At 64.6% G+C, this 15,734-nt stretch carries 13 protein-coding genes; 12 read left to right on the top strand and 1 reads right to left on the bottom strand.

All coding sequences use genetic code 11. The features are described 5' to 3' along the window. Positions 1 to 222: 222 nt before the first annotated feature. The gene (locus G4Z14_RS08640) at positions 223 to 1,248 is read right to left on the bottom strand and encodes a LacI family DNA-binding transcriptional regulator (RefSeq protein WP_164624753.1); all 1,026 of its coding nucleotides are present in this window, start codon (positions 1,246 to 1,248) and stop codon (positions 223 to 225) included. Between the two features lie 167 nt (positions 1,249 to 1,415). Here G4Z14_RS08640 and G4Z14_RS08635 point away from each other — a divergent pair, with 167 nt between their 5' ends. From G4Z14_RS08635 to G4Z14_RS08580, 12 genes are all read left to right on the top strand, one after another. Beyond that, positions 1,416 to 2,717, top strand: coding sequence for an ABC transporter substrate-binding protein (locus G4Z14_RS08635; RefSeq protein WP_164624751.1), 1,302 nt, complete (start codon positions 1,416 to 1,418; stop codon positions 2,715 to 2,717). An 81-nt stretch (positions 2,718 to 2,798) separates the two neighbouring features. Next, complete coding sequence (locus G4Z14_RS08630) at positions 2,799 to 3,746, top strand: carbohydrate ABC transporter permease (protein ID WP_164624750.1); 948 nt, start codon at positions 2,799 to 2,801, stop codon at positions 3,744 to 3,746. Continuing rightward, complete coding sequence (locus tag G4Z14_RS08625; protein WP_164624748.1) at positions 3,746 to 4,594, top strand: carbohydrate ABC transporter permease; 849 nt, start codon at positions 3,746 to 3,748, stop codon at positions 4,592 to 4,594. Before G4Z14_RS08630 ends, G4Z14_RS08625 begins: the two co-directional genes overlap by 1 nt. A gap of 11 nt (positions 4,595 to 4,605) precedes the next feature. After that, positions 4,606 to 5,670 (top strand): ABC transporter ATP-binding protein, encoded by a 1,065-nt coding sequence (locus tag G4Z14_RS08620; RefSeq protein ID WP_164624746.1) that lies wholly within the window; start codon positions 4,606 to 4,608, stop codon positions 5,668 to 5,670. Between the two features lie 16 nt (positions 5,671 to 5,686). Beyond that, on the top strand, positions 5,687 to 7,162 hold the full coding sequence (locus G4Z14_RS08615) for an aldehyde dehydrogenase family protein (RefSeq protein WP_164624744.1): 1,476 nt from the start codon (positions 5,687 to 5,689) through the stop codon (positions 7,160 to 7,162). A gap of 59 nt (positions 7,163 to 7,221) precedes the next feature. Continuing rightward, entirely contained in the window at positions 7,222 to 8,853 is a 1,632-nt protein-coding gene (locus G4Z14_RS08610) for a choline dehydrogenase (protein WP_164624742.1), read from the top strand. 13 nt (positions 8,854 to 8,866) lie between these two features. After that, positions 8,867 to 9,898: a proline racemase family protein gene (locus tag G4Z14_RS08605; protein WP_164624740.1), complete on the top strand. Its 1,032-nt coding sequence runs from the start codon at positions 8,867 to 8,869 to the stop codon at positions 9,896 to 9,898. 34 nt (positions 9,899 to 9,932) lie between these two features. Next, positions 9,933 to 11,426, top strand: a complete 1,494-nt coding sequence (locus tag G4Z14_RS08600; RefSeq protein WP_164624738.1) for an aldehyde dehydrogenase — start codon at positions 9,933 to 9,935, stop codon at positions 11,424 to 11,426. 92 nt (positions 11,427 to 11,518) lie between these two features. Further along, on the top strand, positions 11,519 to 12,607 hold the full coding sequence (gene alr, locus G4Z14_RS08595; protein ID WP_164624736.1) for an alanine racemase: 1,089 nt from the start codon (positions 11,519 to 11,521) through the stop codon (positions 12,605 to 12,607). Beyond that, positions 12,604 to 13,479, top strand: a complete 876-nt coding sequence (locus G4Z14_RS08590) for a Cof-type HAD-IIB family hydrolase (RefSeq protein ID WP_164624734.1) — start codon at positions 12,604 to 12,606, stop codon at positions 13,477 to 13,479. Before alr ends, G4Z14_RS08590 begins: the two co-directional genes overlap by 4 nt. A 51-nt stretch (positions 13,480 to 13,530) precedes the next feature. Then, the gene (locus G4Z14_RS08585) at positions 13,531 to 14,403 is read left to right on the top strand and encodes a dihydrodipicolinate synthase family protein (RefSeq protein WP_164624732.1); all 873 of its coding nucleotides are present in this window, start codon (positions 13,531 to 13,533) and stop codon (positions 14,401 to 14,403) included. A gap of 517 nt (positions 14,404 to 14,920) precedes the next feature. After that, positions 14,921 to 15,734 (top strand): calcium-binding protein (locus G4Z14_RS08580; protein WP_407703819.1); only part of this gene is annotated, 814 nt, incomplete at its 3' end.

Genomic DNA, 15,734 nt, shown 5'->3' with positions numbered 1-15,734 from the left:
GTTGCGCTTGGAAGTCACCGGATGCAATGGCGGAATGGCGGCCCTCTGCTCCACCAATGACCTGATTAATCAATAAATTCCGGATCGGCCCTGCGGGCGCATTGTGCGCGTTCGGTACGCTGTGGCCCGCGTTCTCCGTCGGGCGCCGTGGTGTGGTGGCTGCTGCCTGCACCTGCGCTCCCGGTCCCGAACGTGACGTTCTCAAGCTCCGCGTGAACCTTCTCAGCTCTTGTGGCGCGGCGCGGCTGTCGAGCCCCGCAGGGTCAGCGTGGTGTCCATGCAGCGTTCCTGCGGCGGCGCCTTGGATTTCAAGGCGGCCAGCAGCGCTTCGGCGGCACAGAGCCCCATTTCGTCCGCCGGTACGGCGATCGTCGTCAGCGGAGGATCGAGCAGGGGGGCATATTCCGCATCGTCAAAACCGATGATGGACAGATCGTCCGGAACGCGGATGCCCCGCTTGCGGCACTCGGCATAGGCGCCGACAGCGAAGATGTCGGTGTTGCAGACAATCGCCGTGGTGTCAGGGTAGTGATCCATGATCTCGGCCAGCGCCCGGCCGCCCGCGGCCATGTCGAAGCCGTGGCAGACGACCCGGTCCGCCCCGGTTGCCCCCGCCCTCTCAAGACAGCGCCTGTAGGCGGCGATCCGGTCGCGCTGGCGGTCGTTGCCATCGGTCAGGCCGGCGATCATCGCAAAATGCCGATGCCCGAGCGCAAGCAGATGTTCGGTTGCCGCCTGCGTCGCCTCACCGTTGTCAAAGCCGACCGCTGGAACCGCGCTGCCTTTCGGAAAGGAGTAGGTGGTCACGAACGGCACCTGGGTTTCAGCGAGGATCTCGTTAACCTTGGCGTCCTCGACCGCTCCGACAAGCAGCACGGCCTCGGCGCCGCGATCCAGAAGAAGTTGCACCGAGTCATGGATGTTGCGGTTGTCGAAGCCGGTGGTGAGAATGATGGTGGTGTAGCCTTCTTCGGCAAATCTGGACTGGAACCGATTGATAAGGCGCGCAAAAATTGAGTAGTCCAGCGTTGGAAGGGCGACGCCGATCATATGGGTGCGGCGCGATCGCAACGCTCGCGCGGCGGGGTCGGGACGGTATTGCTGTTCGGCGGCAACGGCCAGAATGCGCGCCCGAACGGCGTCATTCACCAACTCGGGGAGATTGAAGGCTCGCGACACGGTTGCAGGCGAAACGCCGGCCGCCTTTGCGACGGCGGCCAGGCCACCTCTCTTGGGTCGTTCTTGCATGTCTCCCCGGTCCTTCCCCTGCACCGCTCCGCCATCCTGACGCGGAAGAAACGGGTTGACAAGGGGGATTGAAATTGATTTCATGAAATCGGTTTCATGATTCCGATTCCCCGGGGTCGTGGGGCGCCAAAAAAAACTGCTGCAAAAACAACTTGGAGGAATGACGCATGGGACTCACGTCCAACCACCCGGTTTCCCGCCGGATGTTCATGAAGCAGACCGCGGCGCTTGCTTCGGTCCTGGCGGCCTATCGCGCCACTGGTGCCATGGCGCAGGGGGCCTCGCTGAATATCCTGAACTCCAACACGATCTGGGCCGAGGCCCTCACCGCGGGGGTTGCGGCCGAGTACAAGGGCGCGGGCCTCGTCGGCGAGGCCAATCCCTATGAGGCTCATTACGAAAAGATGCTGATCGAGTTGAGCCAGGGCTCCTCGACCTTTGATCTGGTCACAACCGACAACCTGTGGATCGTGCAGCCGATGGCGAATGGCTGGGCGGCGGCCTTGGACGACATCATGGCGGCCATGACCGAGGCGCCGCAGATGATGCTGGAGAACCTCGCCCAGGCCTCGGTCGGCTATCAGCAATTCAACGGCAAGCGGTATGGCATCCCGATGGTGATGACGACGCCGATCCTCGCCTACCGCAAGGACCTGCTGGAGGCTGCCGGTCTCGATGTGCCGAAGACCTGGGACGACTACCGCGAGGCGGCGGCCAAGATGCATTCGGCCGAGGTCGCGGGCAACGTCCTGTTGCTTGGCGGGCAGGACGCCCACGCGTCGGGCGACTGGGGCTCGCGCCTGATGGGCATGACCAAGATCGAGCCGCACAATGACGGCGTTCTGGATGAAAACCGCAACGTGGTCTTCAACAGCGAAGGCCAGGGCGTGAAGGCGATCAACCGGCTGAAGGAAGTTCTGCCCTATTGCCCGGCCGGCGTGGAAGGGTTCGACTATCCCGAAGGCTCGTCGATCATGCAGCAGGGTGGCGCAGCCATGATCATCACCTGGTCGGACGTGCTTCTGGGGCTGGAGGACGGCCCGCACAAGGGCAAGTTCGGCTATACCGTCTCGCCGACCGAGCAATATGAGCAGCAGATGGTGGGGGGCTGGTCGATGCTGGTCAACAACGCCTCGGCCAACAAGGAAGAAGCGGCCAAGTTCATGGCCTGGATGACCGAGGGCCGCGGCTACGAGATCATGCGCGAGGCCGGGGAAAGCTCGCTTTGCCTGCAGCGCGACATCGACAATCCCGAGGTCGTGGCCAAGGCGCCGACCTTGCAGGCCTTTGCCGATTTCAAGACCCGCGGCACCTCGCCGGTGGCCATTCCGCCCTACCGCGAAGTGAATGCCGTCGAGGTTCAGCGCGTGATCTACGAAGAGGTTCTCGCCGGTGTGAACGGGCGCAAGGAGGCCGAGCAGGCCATGGCCGATGCCGAGGCCCGCGTGAAGGAAGTGCTAGCGGGCTGATGCCCGCCGCGGAGGCCTGTTGCCTGAACTGGCCTCCGCATTCATCCTCTCTGTCTGAAATCGATGTCGAGGAGCCATCCCATGGCTGAATCTGCCATCCGCAGCGCGACGGTGCACGCCGGTGCCGCAAAGGCCCAACGTGCGGGCGAGAAATGGGCGCCATGGATCTTGCTGGCCCCGACTCTGGTCATCATGAACGTGGTCGGCGTCTATCCGCTGCTGCACTCGCTGTACATCTCGTTCACCGGCGCCAAGCCGACCGATCCGAACGCGCACCAGGGCTGGGTCGGGCTGAAGAATTACGCCGAGGTGGTCAGCGACGGCCAATTCTGGCACGCCGTTCTGGTGACGGGCGGCTTCACCGCGCTGAGCGTGGTCAGCTCTCTTGTCCTTGCCGTGCTGATGGCGATCCTGTTCAACCGACCGCTGCCCGGCTTTGTGCTGATGCGCTCGCTGATCCTGATCCCGATGCTGGTCACGCCGATTGCCGTCGGCCTGATCTGGCGGATCATGATGATGCCGGAACTGGGCGTGCTGAACTACCTTTTCGGTATCGTCGGGCTTGGGCCGTTCCAATGGGGCAGCTCGCGCGGGTCGGCCCTTGCTTCGGTCGTGCTGGTGGATGTGTGGCAATGGACGCCCTTCATGTTCATCATCATCTTCGCCGGGTTGAAGTCGCTGCCGCGCAGCCCGTTCGAAAGCGCCCAGATCGACGGCGCAAGCGGCTGGCAGACCTTCTGGCAGGTCACAGTGCCGATGCTGAAACCGGTGATCGTGATCGCGGTCCTGCTGCGCCTCATCGACGCGATCCGCACTTATGACACGATCTACATCATCACCCGCGGCGGGCCGGATTTCGTGACCGATGTCGTCTCGATCTACCTGCAGCGCGTGAACTTCCGGTTCTTCGACCTGGGTTATGGCTCCGCCCTCAGCTGGGTGACGATGCTGCTCATCCTCGCTGTAGTGCTGATCTTCGTGAACCTGTCGGGGTTCCTGCGCATCGTGAATGAAAAGGAGGCCCGCTGATGTCTGCCACGCTTGCCCGGCACAAGGCCCGCGAACGCCGCCGTGCCGTCACCCTCTGGCTGCTCGCCGTGTCAGTGACCGTGTTCTTCTTCTTCCCGGTCTACTGGATGTTCTCTTCCGCCTTCAAGACCGACGAGGTCAGCTCGACCTTCCCGCCGGTCTTCACCTTCGCGCCCTCGATGGACAATTTTGTTCATCTCTTCCTCGAGGCAGAGGCGGGCAAGGCGCTGTGGAATTCGTTTTTCATCGTCACGATTGCGACGCTTCTGGCCATGATCGCCGGCACGATGGCCGCCTATGCGCTGGCGCGCTTTGACATCAAGGGCAAGAACGCCATGGCGATCGAGATCCTCTCGGTGCGCATGCTGCCGCCCATCGTCTCGGTGATCCCGCTGTTCATGATCGCCCGCTGGCTGGGCATCTTCGACACGCCCTGGCTGCTGATTGCGGTCTATACGCTGAGCGGGCTGCCTTTCGTGGTGTGGATCATGCGGGTCTTCATCCAGGACATTCCGCAATCGGTGGAAGAGGCCGCGATGATCGACGGTTGCGGACGGATCGAGGCGTTCTGGCGCGTGACGCTGCCGCTCCTGTTGCCGGGTCTGGCCGCCACCATGGTCATCGTCTTCATGTTCGCCTGGAACGAGTTCCTGCTGGCCAGCCTGCTCACATCGTCAGATGCCAAGACCCTTCCGGTGATTGCGGCGAACGCGATCAAGCCCAAGGCCATCGCCTTTGGTCTGGCCTGTGCGGCGGGGGTGATCATGTCGATGCCGGTCATCGTGCTGGTCCTGATGATGCAGAAGTACCTCGTGCAGGGCCTGACGCTCGGCGCGGTCAAGGGATAGGGAGAGATTTCATGTCGGTCCAAATCAAGAATGTCGAGAAGTCGTTCGGCGCGCTGAAGGTGGTCAAGGGCGTGTCGGTCGATATCGCGGACGGTGAGTTCTTCGTGATGCTGGGGCCGTCGGGCTGCGGCAAGACCACCACCCTGCGCATGGTGGCCGGGCTGGAATTGCCGACTGCGGGCGAGATCCGCATCGGGGGCCGTGACGTGACCTATGAAGAGCCGCGCCACCGCGACATCGCCATGGCATTTCAGGACTACGGCCTGTATCCGCACCTGTCGCTGCGCGGCAACATCGAGTTCCCGCTGAAAGTCCGCGGTGTCCCCGAGGCCGAGCGCCGGACGAAGGTCGAGAGCGTTGCGCAGAAGATGGGAATCTCTCATCTTCTGGACCGCAAGCCGGGGCAGATTTCCGGCGGGCAACGCCAGCGCGTCGCGCTGGCCCGCGCCCTGGTGCGCAACCCGCGCGTCTTTCTGATGGATGAGCCGCTGTCGGCGCTTGACGCCAAGCTGCGCGCCACCATGCGGACCGAGATCAAGAAGCTGGTGACCGAGCTGAAGATCACCACGATCTATGTCACCCATGACCAGATCGAGGCCATGTCGATGGCCGACCGCATTGCGGTGATGAAGGATGGCGACATGGTGCAGATCGCCTCGCCCCTGGAAATGTATGAGCGCCCGCAGACGAAGTTCGTGGCCGAATTCATCGGCTCGCCGGCGATGAACCTGTTGCCGGCCCGCGCAAGGCCGGATGGCCGCATGGCTTGCGACCTGCCGGTTCTGGCCGAGCTGCTGCCGGATGCCGAACTGACCGCCAATCCCGTCGCGCCGGCCAAGATGGCCGCCTATATCGGCATCCGGCCCGAGCATCTTTCGTTGGTGGAAGGCGGCGAAGGTCAGGCGGATTTCGAGGCGGTCGTCGATCTGGTCGAACCGCTGGGTCAGACGACCAATGTCTATCTCAACGTCGGTGACATTCGCATGATCGCAGTGGTCGACCGCACCAGGGTTCAGGCCGGTCAGCGTGTCGGCGTGAAGGTGCGCCGCGAAGCCCTGCGGCTGGTCGCGGCCTGAGGACGGAGAAAGCACGATGCGCGCGTATCACCACTGGATCGGCGGCAAGGACGCGGTGGGGCATGGCCCTGACCGCGTGACCCGCAGCTCGCCCGCCCATGGCGCCCTGCTCGCGTCCTATGCCGCGGGCACGGCCGAAGATGTCGACCGGGCCGCCCAAACCGCGGCCGCGGCGCAAGTGGGCTGGGCGGCGATGACCGGCATGGAGCGGGCTGGACGCATCACGGCACTGGCCGATCTGATCCTGCGCGACCGCGAGCGTCTGGCGGTAATTGAGGCCGAGGAAGCGGGCAAGACCATCCGCGATGCCCGGGGCGAGCTGTCCCACAGTGCCAACCTTGCCCGCTATGCCGCCGCCCTGGCCTGGGAAATTCCGGGGCGGGCGCAAAGCCATCACGGCGACAGCGCTCTCGGTCTGGTGACTTATGAGCCGCGTGGTGTGGTGGGCATGATCACGCCATGGAACTTTCCGGCGGTGACGCTGTTCCAGAAATTGCCCTATGCGCTGGCGGCCGGAAATGCGGTGGTGATAAAGCCGTCGGAACTGACTTCGGGGACGACGCTGGAAATCGCGCGGCTGGCAGCCGAGGCCGGTATTCCCGATGGCGTCATCAATGTTGTCACCGGCAAGGGCACGGTGGTCGGCACGGCGATGATCGAACACCCGCTGGTGGACATGATCTCGTTCACCGGCTCCACCCGCGCCGGCACCGAGATTGGCGCGGCCTGTGCCCGTCAGGTCAAGCGGGCAGGGCTGGAGCTCGGCGGCAAGGCCGCGAACGTGGTCTTTGCCGATGCCGATCTCGACGACGCGCTGGACGGGGCGCTTTTCGGCACCATCCTGAACGCGGGGCAGGAATGCGTGGCCGGGACGCGCATCCTGGTCGAACGCCGCATCGCGAAGGATTTCACCGAGGCGCTGGTTGAACGTGCCGCCAAACTGCGCGTCGGCATGCCGCTGGACGAGACGGCGGATATCGCCTCGGTCATCCACGAAGCGCATATGACTTCGGTTCTCGGCCATATTGAAACGGCGCGCAAGGAAGGTGCCAGGATCGCCGCAGGCGGGCATCGCAAGCTCGACGGTGATTTTGGCAAGGGCTATTTCGTGCAGCCGTCCATTCTGGCCGATGTCACGCCGTCGATGACCTATTTCCGCGAAGAGGTGTTCGGGCCGGTGGCCTCGATCACGGTGTTCGACACCATCGAAGAAGCGGTCGCGCTGGCCAATGACACCACCTACGGCCTTGGCAACGGGCTTTGGACCAAGGATGTCGACAAGGCCCTGCAACTGTCCAAGCGCCTGAAATCCGGCACGGTCTGGGTGAACACCTATCTGGACGGCGCCCCTCAGATGCCCTTCGGCGGCTACAAGCGGTCGGGTCTCGGGCGTGAGAACGGGATCGAGGGTCTGATCGAGTTCATGGACGTCAAATCCACCTTCATCCGACTTGGCAAGCGAACCAAGGCGCTCGGCCATACCGCCGCCTGATGGCAATGGAATTGCAGGTGGCAATGAAAATCTTGGCAGCAGACCGGAAGGAACCCGCAATGGCAAAGAGTTACGACTATGTGGTGATCGGCTCCGGTTCCGCCGGTTCGGTCATCGCGGCCCGCCTTGCGGAGGACCGGAACACCTCGGTTCTTCTGCTCGAGGCGGGGCCATCGGACCGGCACCTTTACATCCGCATGCCTGCCGCCCTTGGCTTTCCGCTGATGAACGACAGGTTCAACTGGTTTTACAACTCGCAACCGGAGCCGCAGCTGAACGGCCGCACCATCCACGAGGCGCGCGGGCGGGTTCTGGGCGGCTCGTCCTCGATCAATGGCATGAACTGGGTCCGGGCAAATCCGTGGGACTATGACAACTGGTCGGCCATGGGCAATGCCGGCTGGAGCTATGCCGAGATCCTGCCCTATTTCAAGAAGGCCGAGACTTTCGACAAGGGCGCGAACGCCTATCGCGGCGGCGACGGGCCGATGCGCGTCGAGACCTGCAAGGCAGAAAACCCGCTGTATCATGCGTTCCTGCGGGCCGGGCAGGACACCGGGCTGAAGCATGTCGCCGACCACAACGGCTATCAGCAGGAAGGAGTTCACGTCACGCAGCGCAATGTCGGCAATGGTATTCGGTGGTCGACGTCGCAAGGCTATATCCACGCCCAGCCGCCGAAGCCCAACCTGACAGTGCTGACTGGCGCGCGGGTTCTGGGGATCGAAACCTCGAACCGCAGGGCAGTGCGCGTCGCGGTGCAGACGGCGCAGGGCCGCGTGCGGTATGAGGTCGAGCGCGAGACCATCCTGTGCGGTGGCGCAATCAACTCGCCGCAGCTGCTGCAGCTTTCGGGCATCGGCCATGCCGACGACTTGAAGCGCGCAGGCGTCGGTCTGGTCCAGCATCTGCCGGGCGTCGGGCGCGGCCTGAAAGACCATGTGGCGGCGCCTGTCATGTATCGGGCGACCAAAAATGTGTCGGCGGCCAAGGACCTGACGCTACTTGGCAAGGCCTGGCTTGGGGCAAACTGGCTGTTCTTCAAGCGCGGCCTCGGGGCGACGAATTTCTTCGAGGTTGGCGCCTTCATGCGCACCCGCGACAGCGAAGCCATCCCGAACGTGCAGTTCGAATTCGTGCCCATGCTGGGCGAGTTCCAGCACGGCAACGTCAAGCTTGAGAACGGTTTCCAGTATTTCCTGTCGCTGATGCGGCCCAGATCCGAAGGCCGGGTCTGGATCGACAGCGCCGATCCGCTGGCGAACCCGAAGTTCGTGTTCAACTATTTCGACAACGCCGACGATCTGGAGCAATGCGTGCAGGCGGTAAAGGCGATCCGCGCTACCGTCGCGCAAAAGGGCTGGGACGAATTCCGCGGCGCCGAAGTGACCCCCGGCCCCGAGGTGCGCAGCGATGACGAGATCCGGGCCTGGCTGCGCAACGTCGCCGGGACGAACTATCACCCCTGCTGTTCCTGCCGGATGGGCACCGATGACAACGCCGTGGTCGATGCCGAGGGCCGGGTTCACGGGGTCGAGGGCCTGCGCGTGGTCGATGCCTCGATCATGCCCGAGATCGTGTCGGGCAACCTGAATGCCCCCGTCATCATGCTGGCCGAGAAGATTGCCGACAACATCCGCGGGCGCAGCCCGCTGCCACCCGACGCCCAGCCCTACTATCGGGCGCAGTAAGGAGAGTTTCACGATGCGCTTTTCCCGCATGATCACTGTCGTCGGCCTGCATGCCGAAGGCGAGCCGAACGATGTCATCACCGGCGGCGTGCTGGATGTGCCGGGCAAGACCATGTTCGAAAAGGCCCGCTGGCTGGAAACCAAGGGCGACTGGCTGCGCGCTTTCCTGCTGCATGAACCGCGTGGCAAGGTCACGCAATGCGTGAACCTTGTGCTGCCCTCCTCGCACCCCGAGGCGCAGGCCGGCTATGTCATCATCGAGCCGGCCTCCTATCCGCCGATGTCGGGCACCAACACCATCTGCACCGTCACCGCATTGCTGGAAACCGGCATGATCCCGATGGTCGAGCCGGTCACCTACTTGACGCTTGAAGCGCCGGGCGGGCTGATCCGGGTGCGCGCGGAATGCGAGGGGGGCAAGGTCACCGGCGTCACCTTCCGCAATATCCCGGCCTTCGTGCTGCACCGCGATGCGATGATCGAGGTCGCGGGCCACGGGTCGCTGCGGGTCGATGTGGCCTATGGCGGCATGCTCTATGTCATCGCCGACGCCGCCGACATGGGCTTTGGCATCGTGCCGGACGAGGCCGCGGATCTCAGCCGCGTCGGGGAACTGATCAAGGCCGCAGCGGCCGAACAACTGCCTTCGGTTCACCCGGAAAATCCGGAAATCCACACGGTGAACCAGACTCTTTGGGCCGGCCCGCTGCGGCGCGAAGGTGGGGTTCTGACCTCGCGCAACGGCGTGATCGTGTCGCCCGGCCGGCTCGACCGATCCCCCTGCGGCACCGGCACGACCGCGCGGCTGGCGCTTCTGCATGCCCGCGGCGCCATCGCCGAAGGCGAACGCTTTGTCCATGAATCCATCATCGGCACCAGATTCACCGGCGAGATTCTCGCCAGCGGCACCACGGGCGGCCTGCCCTCGGTCGAAGTGGCGATCACCGGGCGGGCCTGGATCACGGGGTTCAAGCAATACGTCCTCGATCCGACAGATCCCTTCCCCGAAGGCTACACCCTGACCGACACCTGGCCCAAGGGCTGAACGCCCGGGCCATCCCCTTTCTAGGAGAGCTGCAATGAGCAATGAAATCGATTTCGCCGCTGCCGCCGCGAAGCTGAAACTGGAAACCCGGGCCTTCATCGACGGCAAATATGTACCTGCCGCGTCGGGCCGCACCTTTGCCACCGTCAACCCGGCGACCGGCAAGGTTATTACCGAAGTGGCCGCGGGTGATGATGAGGACGTGAACCGCGCCGTCGCTGCCGCCCGCCGCGCCTTTGAGGCCGGGTCCTGGAGCAAGATGCATCCGCGCGACCGCAAGAAGGTGCTGTTACGCTTTGCCGATCTGATCGAGAAGCATCAGGACGAGCTGGCGCTGATCGAAGTGCTGGACTGCGGCAAGCCGATCTCGGACGCCCGCGCCGTCGACCTGCCGGATTCGATCGAAACCCTGCGCTGGCACGCCGAACTGGCCGACAAGCTGCACGACCAGACCACCCAGACCCCGGCCGATGTGGTGTCGCTGATCGTGCGCGAGCCGATTGGCGTGGTCGGGGCGGTGATCCCGTGGAACTTCCCGATCTTTGTGGCGATGTGGAAGCTGGCCCCGGCGCTGGCGGGCGGCAACTCGATCGTGCTGAAACCCGCCGAACAAACCTCGCTCAGCCTGATCCGCATGGCAGCGCTGGCCAGCGAGGCGGGCATTCCCGACGGGGTTTTCAACGTCGTGCCGGGTCTTGGCCACGAAGCGGGAAAGGCCATCGGCCTGCACGGGGATGTCGACTGCGTCAGCTTCACCGGCTCGGGCGAGGTCGGGCGGTATTTCCTTGAATATTCGGCAAAGTCGAACCTGAAGAAGGTCGTGCTGGAATGCGGCGGCAAGTCGCCTGCGCTGGTGATGCGCGATGTGCAGGATCTGGCGCCGGTCGTGCAGCAGATCGCCATCGGTATCCTGTTCTGTCAGGGCGAGAATTGCTCGGCCGGCTCGCGCCTGATCGTCGAGGAACCGATCCGCGACCAGTTGCTTGAGGCTCTGAAGGCCGAATTCGCCAACTGGACGGTGGGCAACCCCTTTGCCGCCGCTACGCGCGTTGGCGCCATGATCGAGGCCAGGCATCTCGACAAGGTCACAGGCCTGATCGCCAAGGGCGCGGCCGAGGGCGGCAAGATCACCTTCGGCGGCAAGCGCATTCTTGAGGAAAGCGGCGGCTATTTCGTGCAGCCGACGATCATCGAGAACGTCCGCAACGACATGACTATTGCCCGTGAAGAGGTGTTCGGCCCGGTCCTGTCGGTGATCTCGGTCAAGGATGAAGCCGAGGCGCTGAAGGTGGCGAACGACACGCCCTACGGGCTGGCGGCGTCGCTTTATACCGACAACCTGAACGTGGCGCACCGGATGGCCAAGGCTCTCCGCGCCGGCACCGTGTCGGTCAACTGCTTCTCCGAGGGCGATTTTGCCATGCCCTTCGGCGGCTACAAGGAATCCGGTTTCGGCGGCAAGGACAAGGGGCTGGCCGCGCATGACCAGTACCTTGAGCAGAAGTCGATCTGGATCCAGTTGCGCTGAGGCCCAAAGCGATGACACCCATGACGGCAGCTCCTGTGAACGATGGCGCTCTCCCGGCCGAAGCGCTCCGGTGTCTTCGCGGCGGCCCCGTCATGGTTGTCGATCTCGCTGCGATTCAGGCGAACTTCCTGCAGCTGTCGCGGCGCAGCGCCGGGCGCACGGCGGCTGTGGTGAAGGGCGATGGCTATGGCCACGGCATGCTGCCAGCGGCGCAGGCCCTGCAACAGGCCGGCGCCGATCTGTTCTTCACGGCCCGGCTGGATGACGCGCATCTGCTTTGCCAGAGATTGCGCCCCGGCAGCACTGTCGCCGTTCTGGACGGGGCGCAGGACGCCACGATGGCAGAGGCGGTGGCGGCCGGAATCGTGCCGGTGATCAACGGGCCGGAACAGCTGCACGCCGCAGTCCGGACGGCGCACCACACTGGAAAGCGGGTGCGCGCCTTCGTCCATATCGACACCGCGATGAACCGGCTTGGCTTTGCCGCGCACGAGATCGAAGCGCTGGCCACCGCGATCGGGGCGCTGGAGGTTCAGGCCTACATGACGCACTTTGCCGCGGCCGATGACATCGACCTTACGCTGTGCCGCACGCAGGTTGCCCGGCTGAAGGCGGCGGTGCGCCGGTTGCCGCCGGCGCCCCTGTCCATCGCGAATTCCTGCGGGTTGTTCCTGTCGCGCGCCTTGCACGGCAACATCACCAGACCCGGGAAGTCGACCTTCGGCATCAATCCCCTGCCGGAAGAGCGCAACCCGATGGCCGAACCTGCGGCAGTCTATGCGCCGGTGGTCCAGCTGCGCGACCTGACCCGGGGCGATCCGGTTGGCTATTCTTCCACATGGCACGCCCCGGACAAATGCCGGATCGCCATCCTGTCCATCGGCTATTCGAACGGCTATCGCCGCAGCGCCTCGAACCAGGGCCAGGTCGCCTTCAACGGCCGGCTGGTGCCCGTGGTCGGGCGGGTGTCGATGGATCTGACGGCCGTCGATGTCACGGGTCTCGGGGATGTCGGCGTCGGCAGCATCGCCGAGATCGTCGGACCCTCCATCTCCTACCGCAGTCTGGCCCGCTTTGAAGCGACGAACGAACACGAGGCGCTGATTGCGCTTGGCGCCGGTTGCCCGCGGGTTCATGTCCGCGCCGCCCGCGCGGTTTCGCCGGAAGGGGTTGCCGCATGACCCTGCGACCAAGGCTGCTTTTCTGCGACATTGACCGGACCCTGCTGACCCAGGCGCATGCGCTGCTGCCCAAGGTGGCACAGGCCATCCGGCGCGCAGAGGCGGCAGGCATCCGGGTGGTTCTTGCCTCTGCCAGATCGCCCGTCGGGGTGCGCCGAATTCAGCACTCCCTCGGGCTCGATGGCCCGGCCATCTGCTTCAACGGAGCGTGGTCGGGAACTCCCGGCAATCGGCGTCCCTGGTATGGCTACGGGCTTGATCGGCAAACGGCCCTTTCCGTCATCGATTGCGGCAGAGCTGCCGGGCTTGCCGCGCTGTGGTACGGGACCGATACGGTCTATGCGCTGGAGCCTGACGCCAGCGCCGCCCGGTGGCAGGCTGCGGTGACACAGGACTGCCTTGACCTCGTCAACGCGCCGTCGGCGATACCGGAAGATCCGTTCAAGATCATGCTGGTCGCGCGACCGGAAGACCTGGCGGCCGCGCAGTTCAAGCTCGCCGCGGCTTGCGGCGGCACGGTGTCGATCACCCGGTCCGGCCCCGGCCTGCTTGAAGTGGTCCGCAAGGGCGTGAACAAGGCCGTCGCCACGGCGCAGATCGCCGCCCGGCTTGGCCTGACCCCGGCTGACTGCGCAGCTGTGGGCGACAGCGAAAACGACATCGACATGCTGCGATGGGCAGGCCTGCCGCTGACGGTTGCAAACGGCGTCGAAGCGGCGCGGCGCCTTGCCCGGTTCACCGGCGGCCATTGCGACGCAGGCGGCCTTGCCGGGGTGATCGACTGGCTGCTTTCGCGGACAGCCCACCCTCGTTCGCCAACTTTACCACCTTTGCCGGACGCAGTGCCTGTTTCCGGCAGAACCCCCGACTGAAACCAGAACCGCTTCCCGCGCTCCGGGCAAGCAACACAAAGGAGAGACAAAATGACCGACCTGACTGGCGTATGCGTGCCGATCTGCACCCCCTTCAAGGACAGCGGAGCCTCGCTGGACCTCAAGTCCTTTGAAGCCAACATCGACTCGCTGATTGAAAACGGCGTCCATATCATCGCCGTGAACGGTGGCACAGGCGAGTTCCCCTTCCTGGCCGAAGACGAAAAGCGCAAGCTGGCCGAAGTCGCCGTGAAGCGCGCAAACGGCCGCGCCAAGGTGATCGCCCAGACCTCGGCGATCCGGACCGAGGATGCCGTCGAGAATTCGAAACACGCCGACGGCATCGGCGCCGATGCCCTTCTGATCTTGCCGCCCTATTTCGAAGGCCCCGGCGAGGCGGGGGTGCGGTGGCACTACGAACAGCTCGCCAAGGCGGTCAAGACCCCGATCATGGCCTACAACATCCCGGTCTATACCCAGTTTGACATCACCCCGGAAATCTACGCCCGGTTCTCGGAAATCGACGGGATCAAGTACATCAAGGACTCGACCGCGGATCCGAGCCGGATCGAAAAGCTGGCCGGTCAGGGTGCCAAGGTGTTCTGCGGCTGCGACTTCCTGAACTTCTTCGCCATCGTCAACGGCGCGGCGGGCCTGTTCACCGGCTCGGGCAACGTGGCCCCGGCGCTGATCCGCAAGCTGTGGGATCTGTCGAAGTCGACCGAATATGGTGAGGCTGAAAAGGTCTGGGCGAAACTGCGGCCGATCAGCCGGCTGCTTTGGACGCTGCCGTTCAACCCGGTCGCCAAGGCCGGCAGCGCCATGACCGGCCGCCCGGCCGGCCTGTGCCGCATGCCGGTTCCGCCGCTGAGCGCCGAGGAAATGAAGCATGTCGAAGACGCCGTCGCGGCGCTTTCGGCCTGACCGGGCCACTCGGCCAGCATGCTCGCCGCCCGGGTCCCCGGGCGGTGAGACGCCTCCCCCCCCGCCTGTTCACTGCCGGGGAAACCCCATCAGGCTACACCCCTGCCGGGGTTTGCCACGCTGCACCTGTCGCCCGACGCCCTGACCGTCCGTTTGCCGGCGATTTTCCTGGCCGAAGGCTGCAGTGCCGCGGCCGCCGCCAGCCTTGCCCGCGAGCAGGGAATCCCCATCGACACCGCGACCTGGGACATGCTGTCCGCGCGGCCCCACGGGCTATCGCCAGGCGCAAGATCCCCAGGGCGCCGCCTGCGTTCCCGCGCCTGATGTCTACCACGGCCGGGCCGCGGTCGTGGACGCCCGACAGCGGGGCAGGGCAGGTCGCCCGGGGGTGTCAAGGTTTGTGAAAAGCCGAGTTTCAGAGTATGCTTTGCGCGCAGCTATAGATTCGACACTCGAAAGGCACACCGGTTTCGGTGCTGTCTCCTTATGCCATTCTCCAACTCCAGAAGGTGATATTATGGCAAGCTTCTTTGGCTCCAGCGCTAACGAGTTCATTGGTCCCACCTTTGTTTCCGCTACGGTGACAAAAATCGGCGGTGCGGCCCCGACTACGGCCGCGGACGCCCTATTTGGCGGCGCCGGCAATGACACCCTGAACGGCGGCGGCGGCTCGGATTCCTCCTATGGCGGTGACGGCAACGACTATATCTACGCCGTGCTCGGCACGCCCGAAGTGGTGGTCGGCGGCGCCGGGACCGACACGCTCGACACCACGGCCTTCGCCGGCAACTACGCGGTCAACCTGACGACCGGGCTGACCAACTTCGCCGGCGAGAGCTTTACCCAGATGGAGAACCTGATCTCCGGCATCGGCAACGACACGCTGACCGGCACCAGCGGCGCCAACGCGATCTACGGCGGCGGCGGCAATGACATCATCAACGGCGCGGGCGGCTCGGATTCCTCCTACGGCGGTGACGGCAACGACTACATCTACGCCGTGCTCGGCACGCCCGAGGTGGTGGTCGGCGGCACTGGCATCGACACGCTCGACACCACGGCCTTCTCCGGCAATTACGCGGTCAACCTGACGACCGGGCTGACCAACTTCGCCGGCGAGAGCTTCACCCAGATGGAGAACCTGATCTCCGGCATCGGCCATGACACGCTGACCGGCACCAGTGGCGCCAACGCGATCTACGGTGGCGGCGGCAATGACATCATCAACGGCGCGGGCGGCTCGGATTCCTCCTACGGCGGTGACGGCAACGACTACATCTACGCCGTGCTCGGCACGCCCGAGGTGGTGGTCGGCGGCACTGGCATCGACA

This window comes from Tabrizicola oligotrophica, assembly GCF_011008935.1.
GTDB classification, from domain to species: domain Bacteria; phylum Pseudomonadota; class Alphaproteobacteria; order Rhodobacterales; family Rhodobacteraceae; genus Tabrizicola_A; species Tabrizicola_A oligotrophica.
This window is presented reverse-complemented; position numbering and strand designations above follow the sequence as displayed.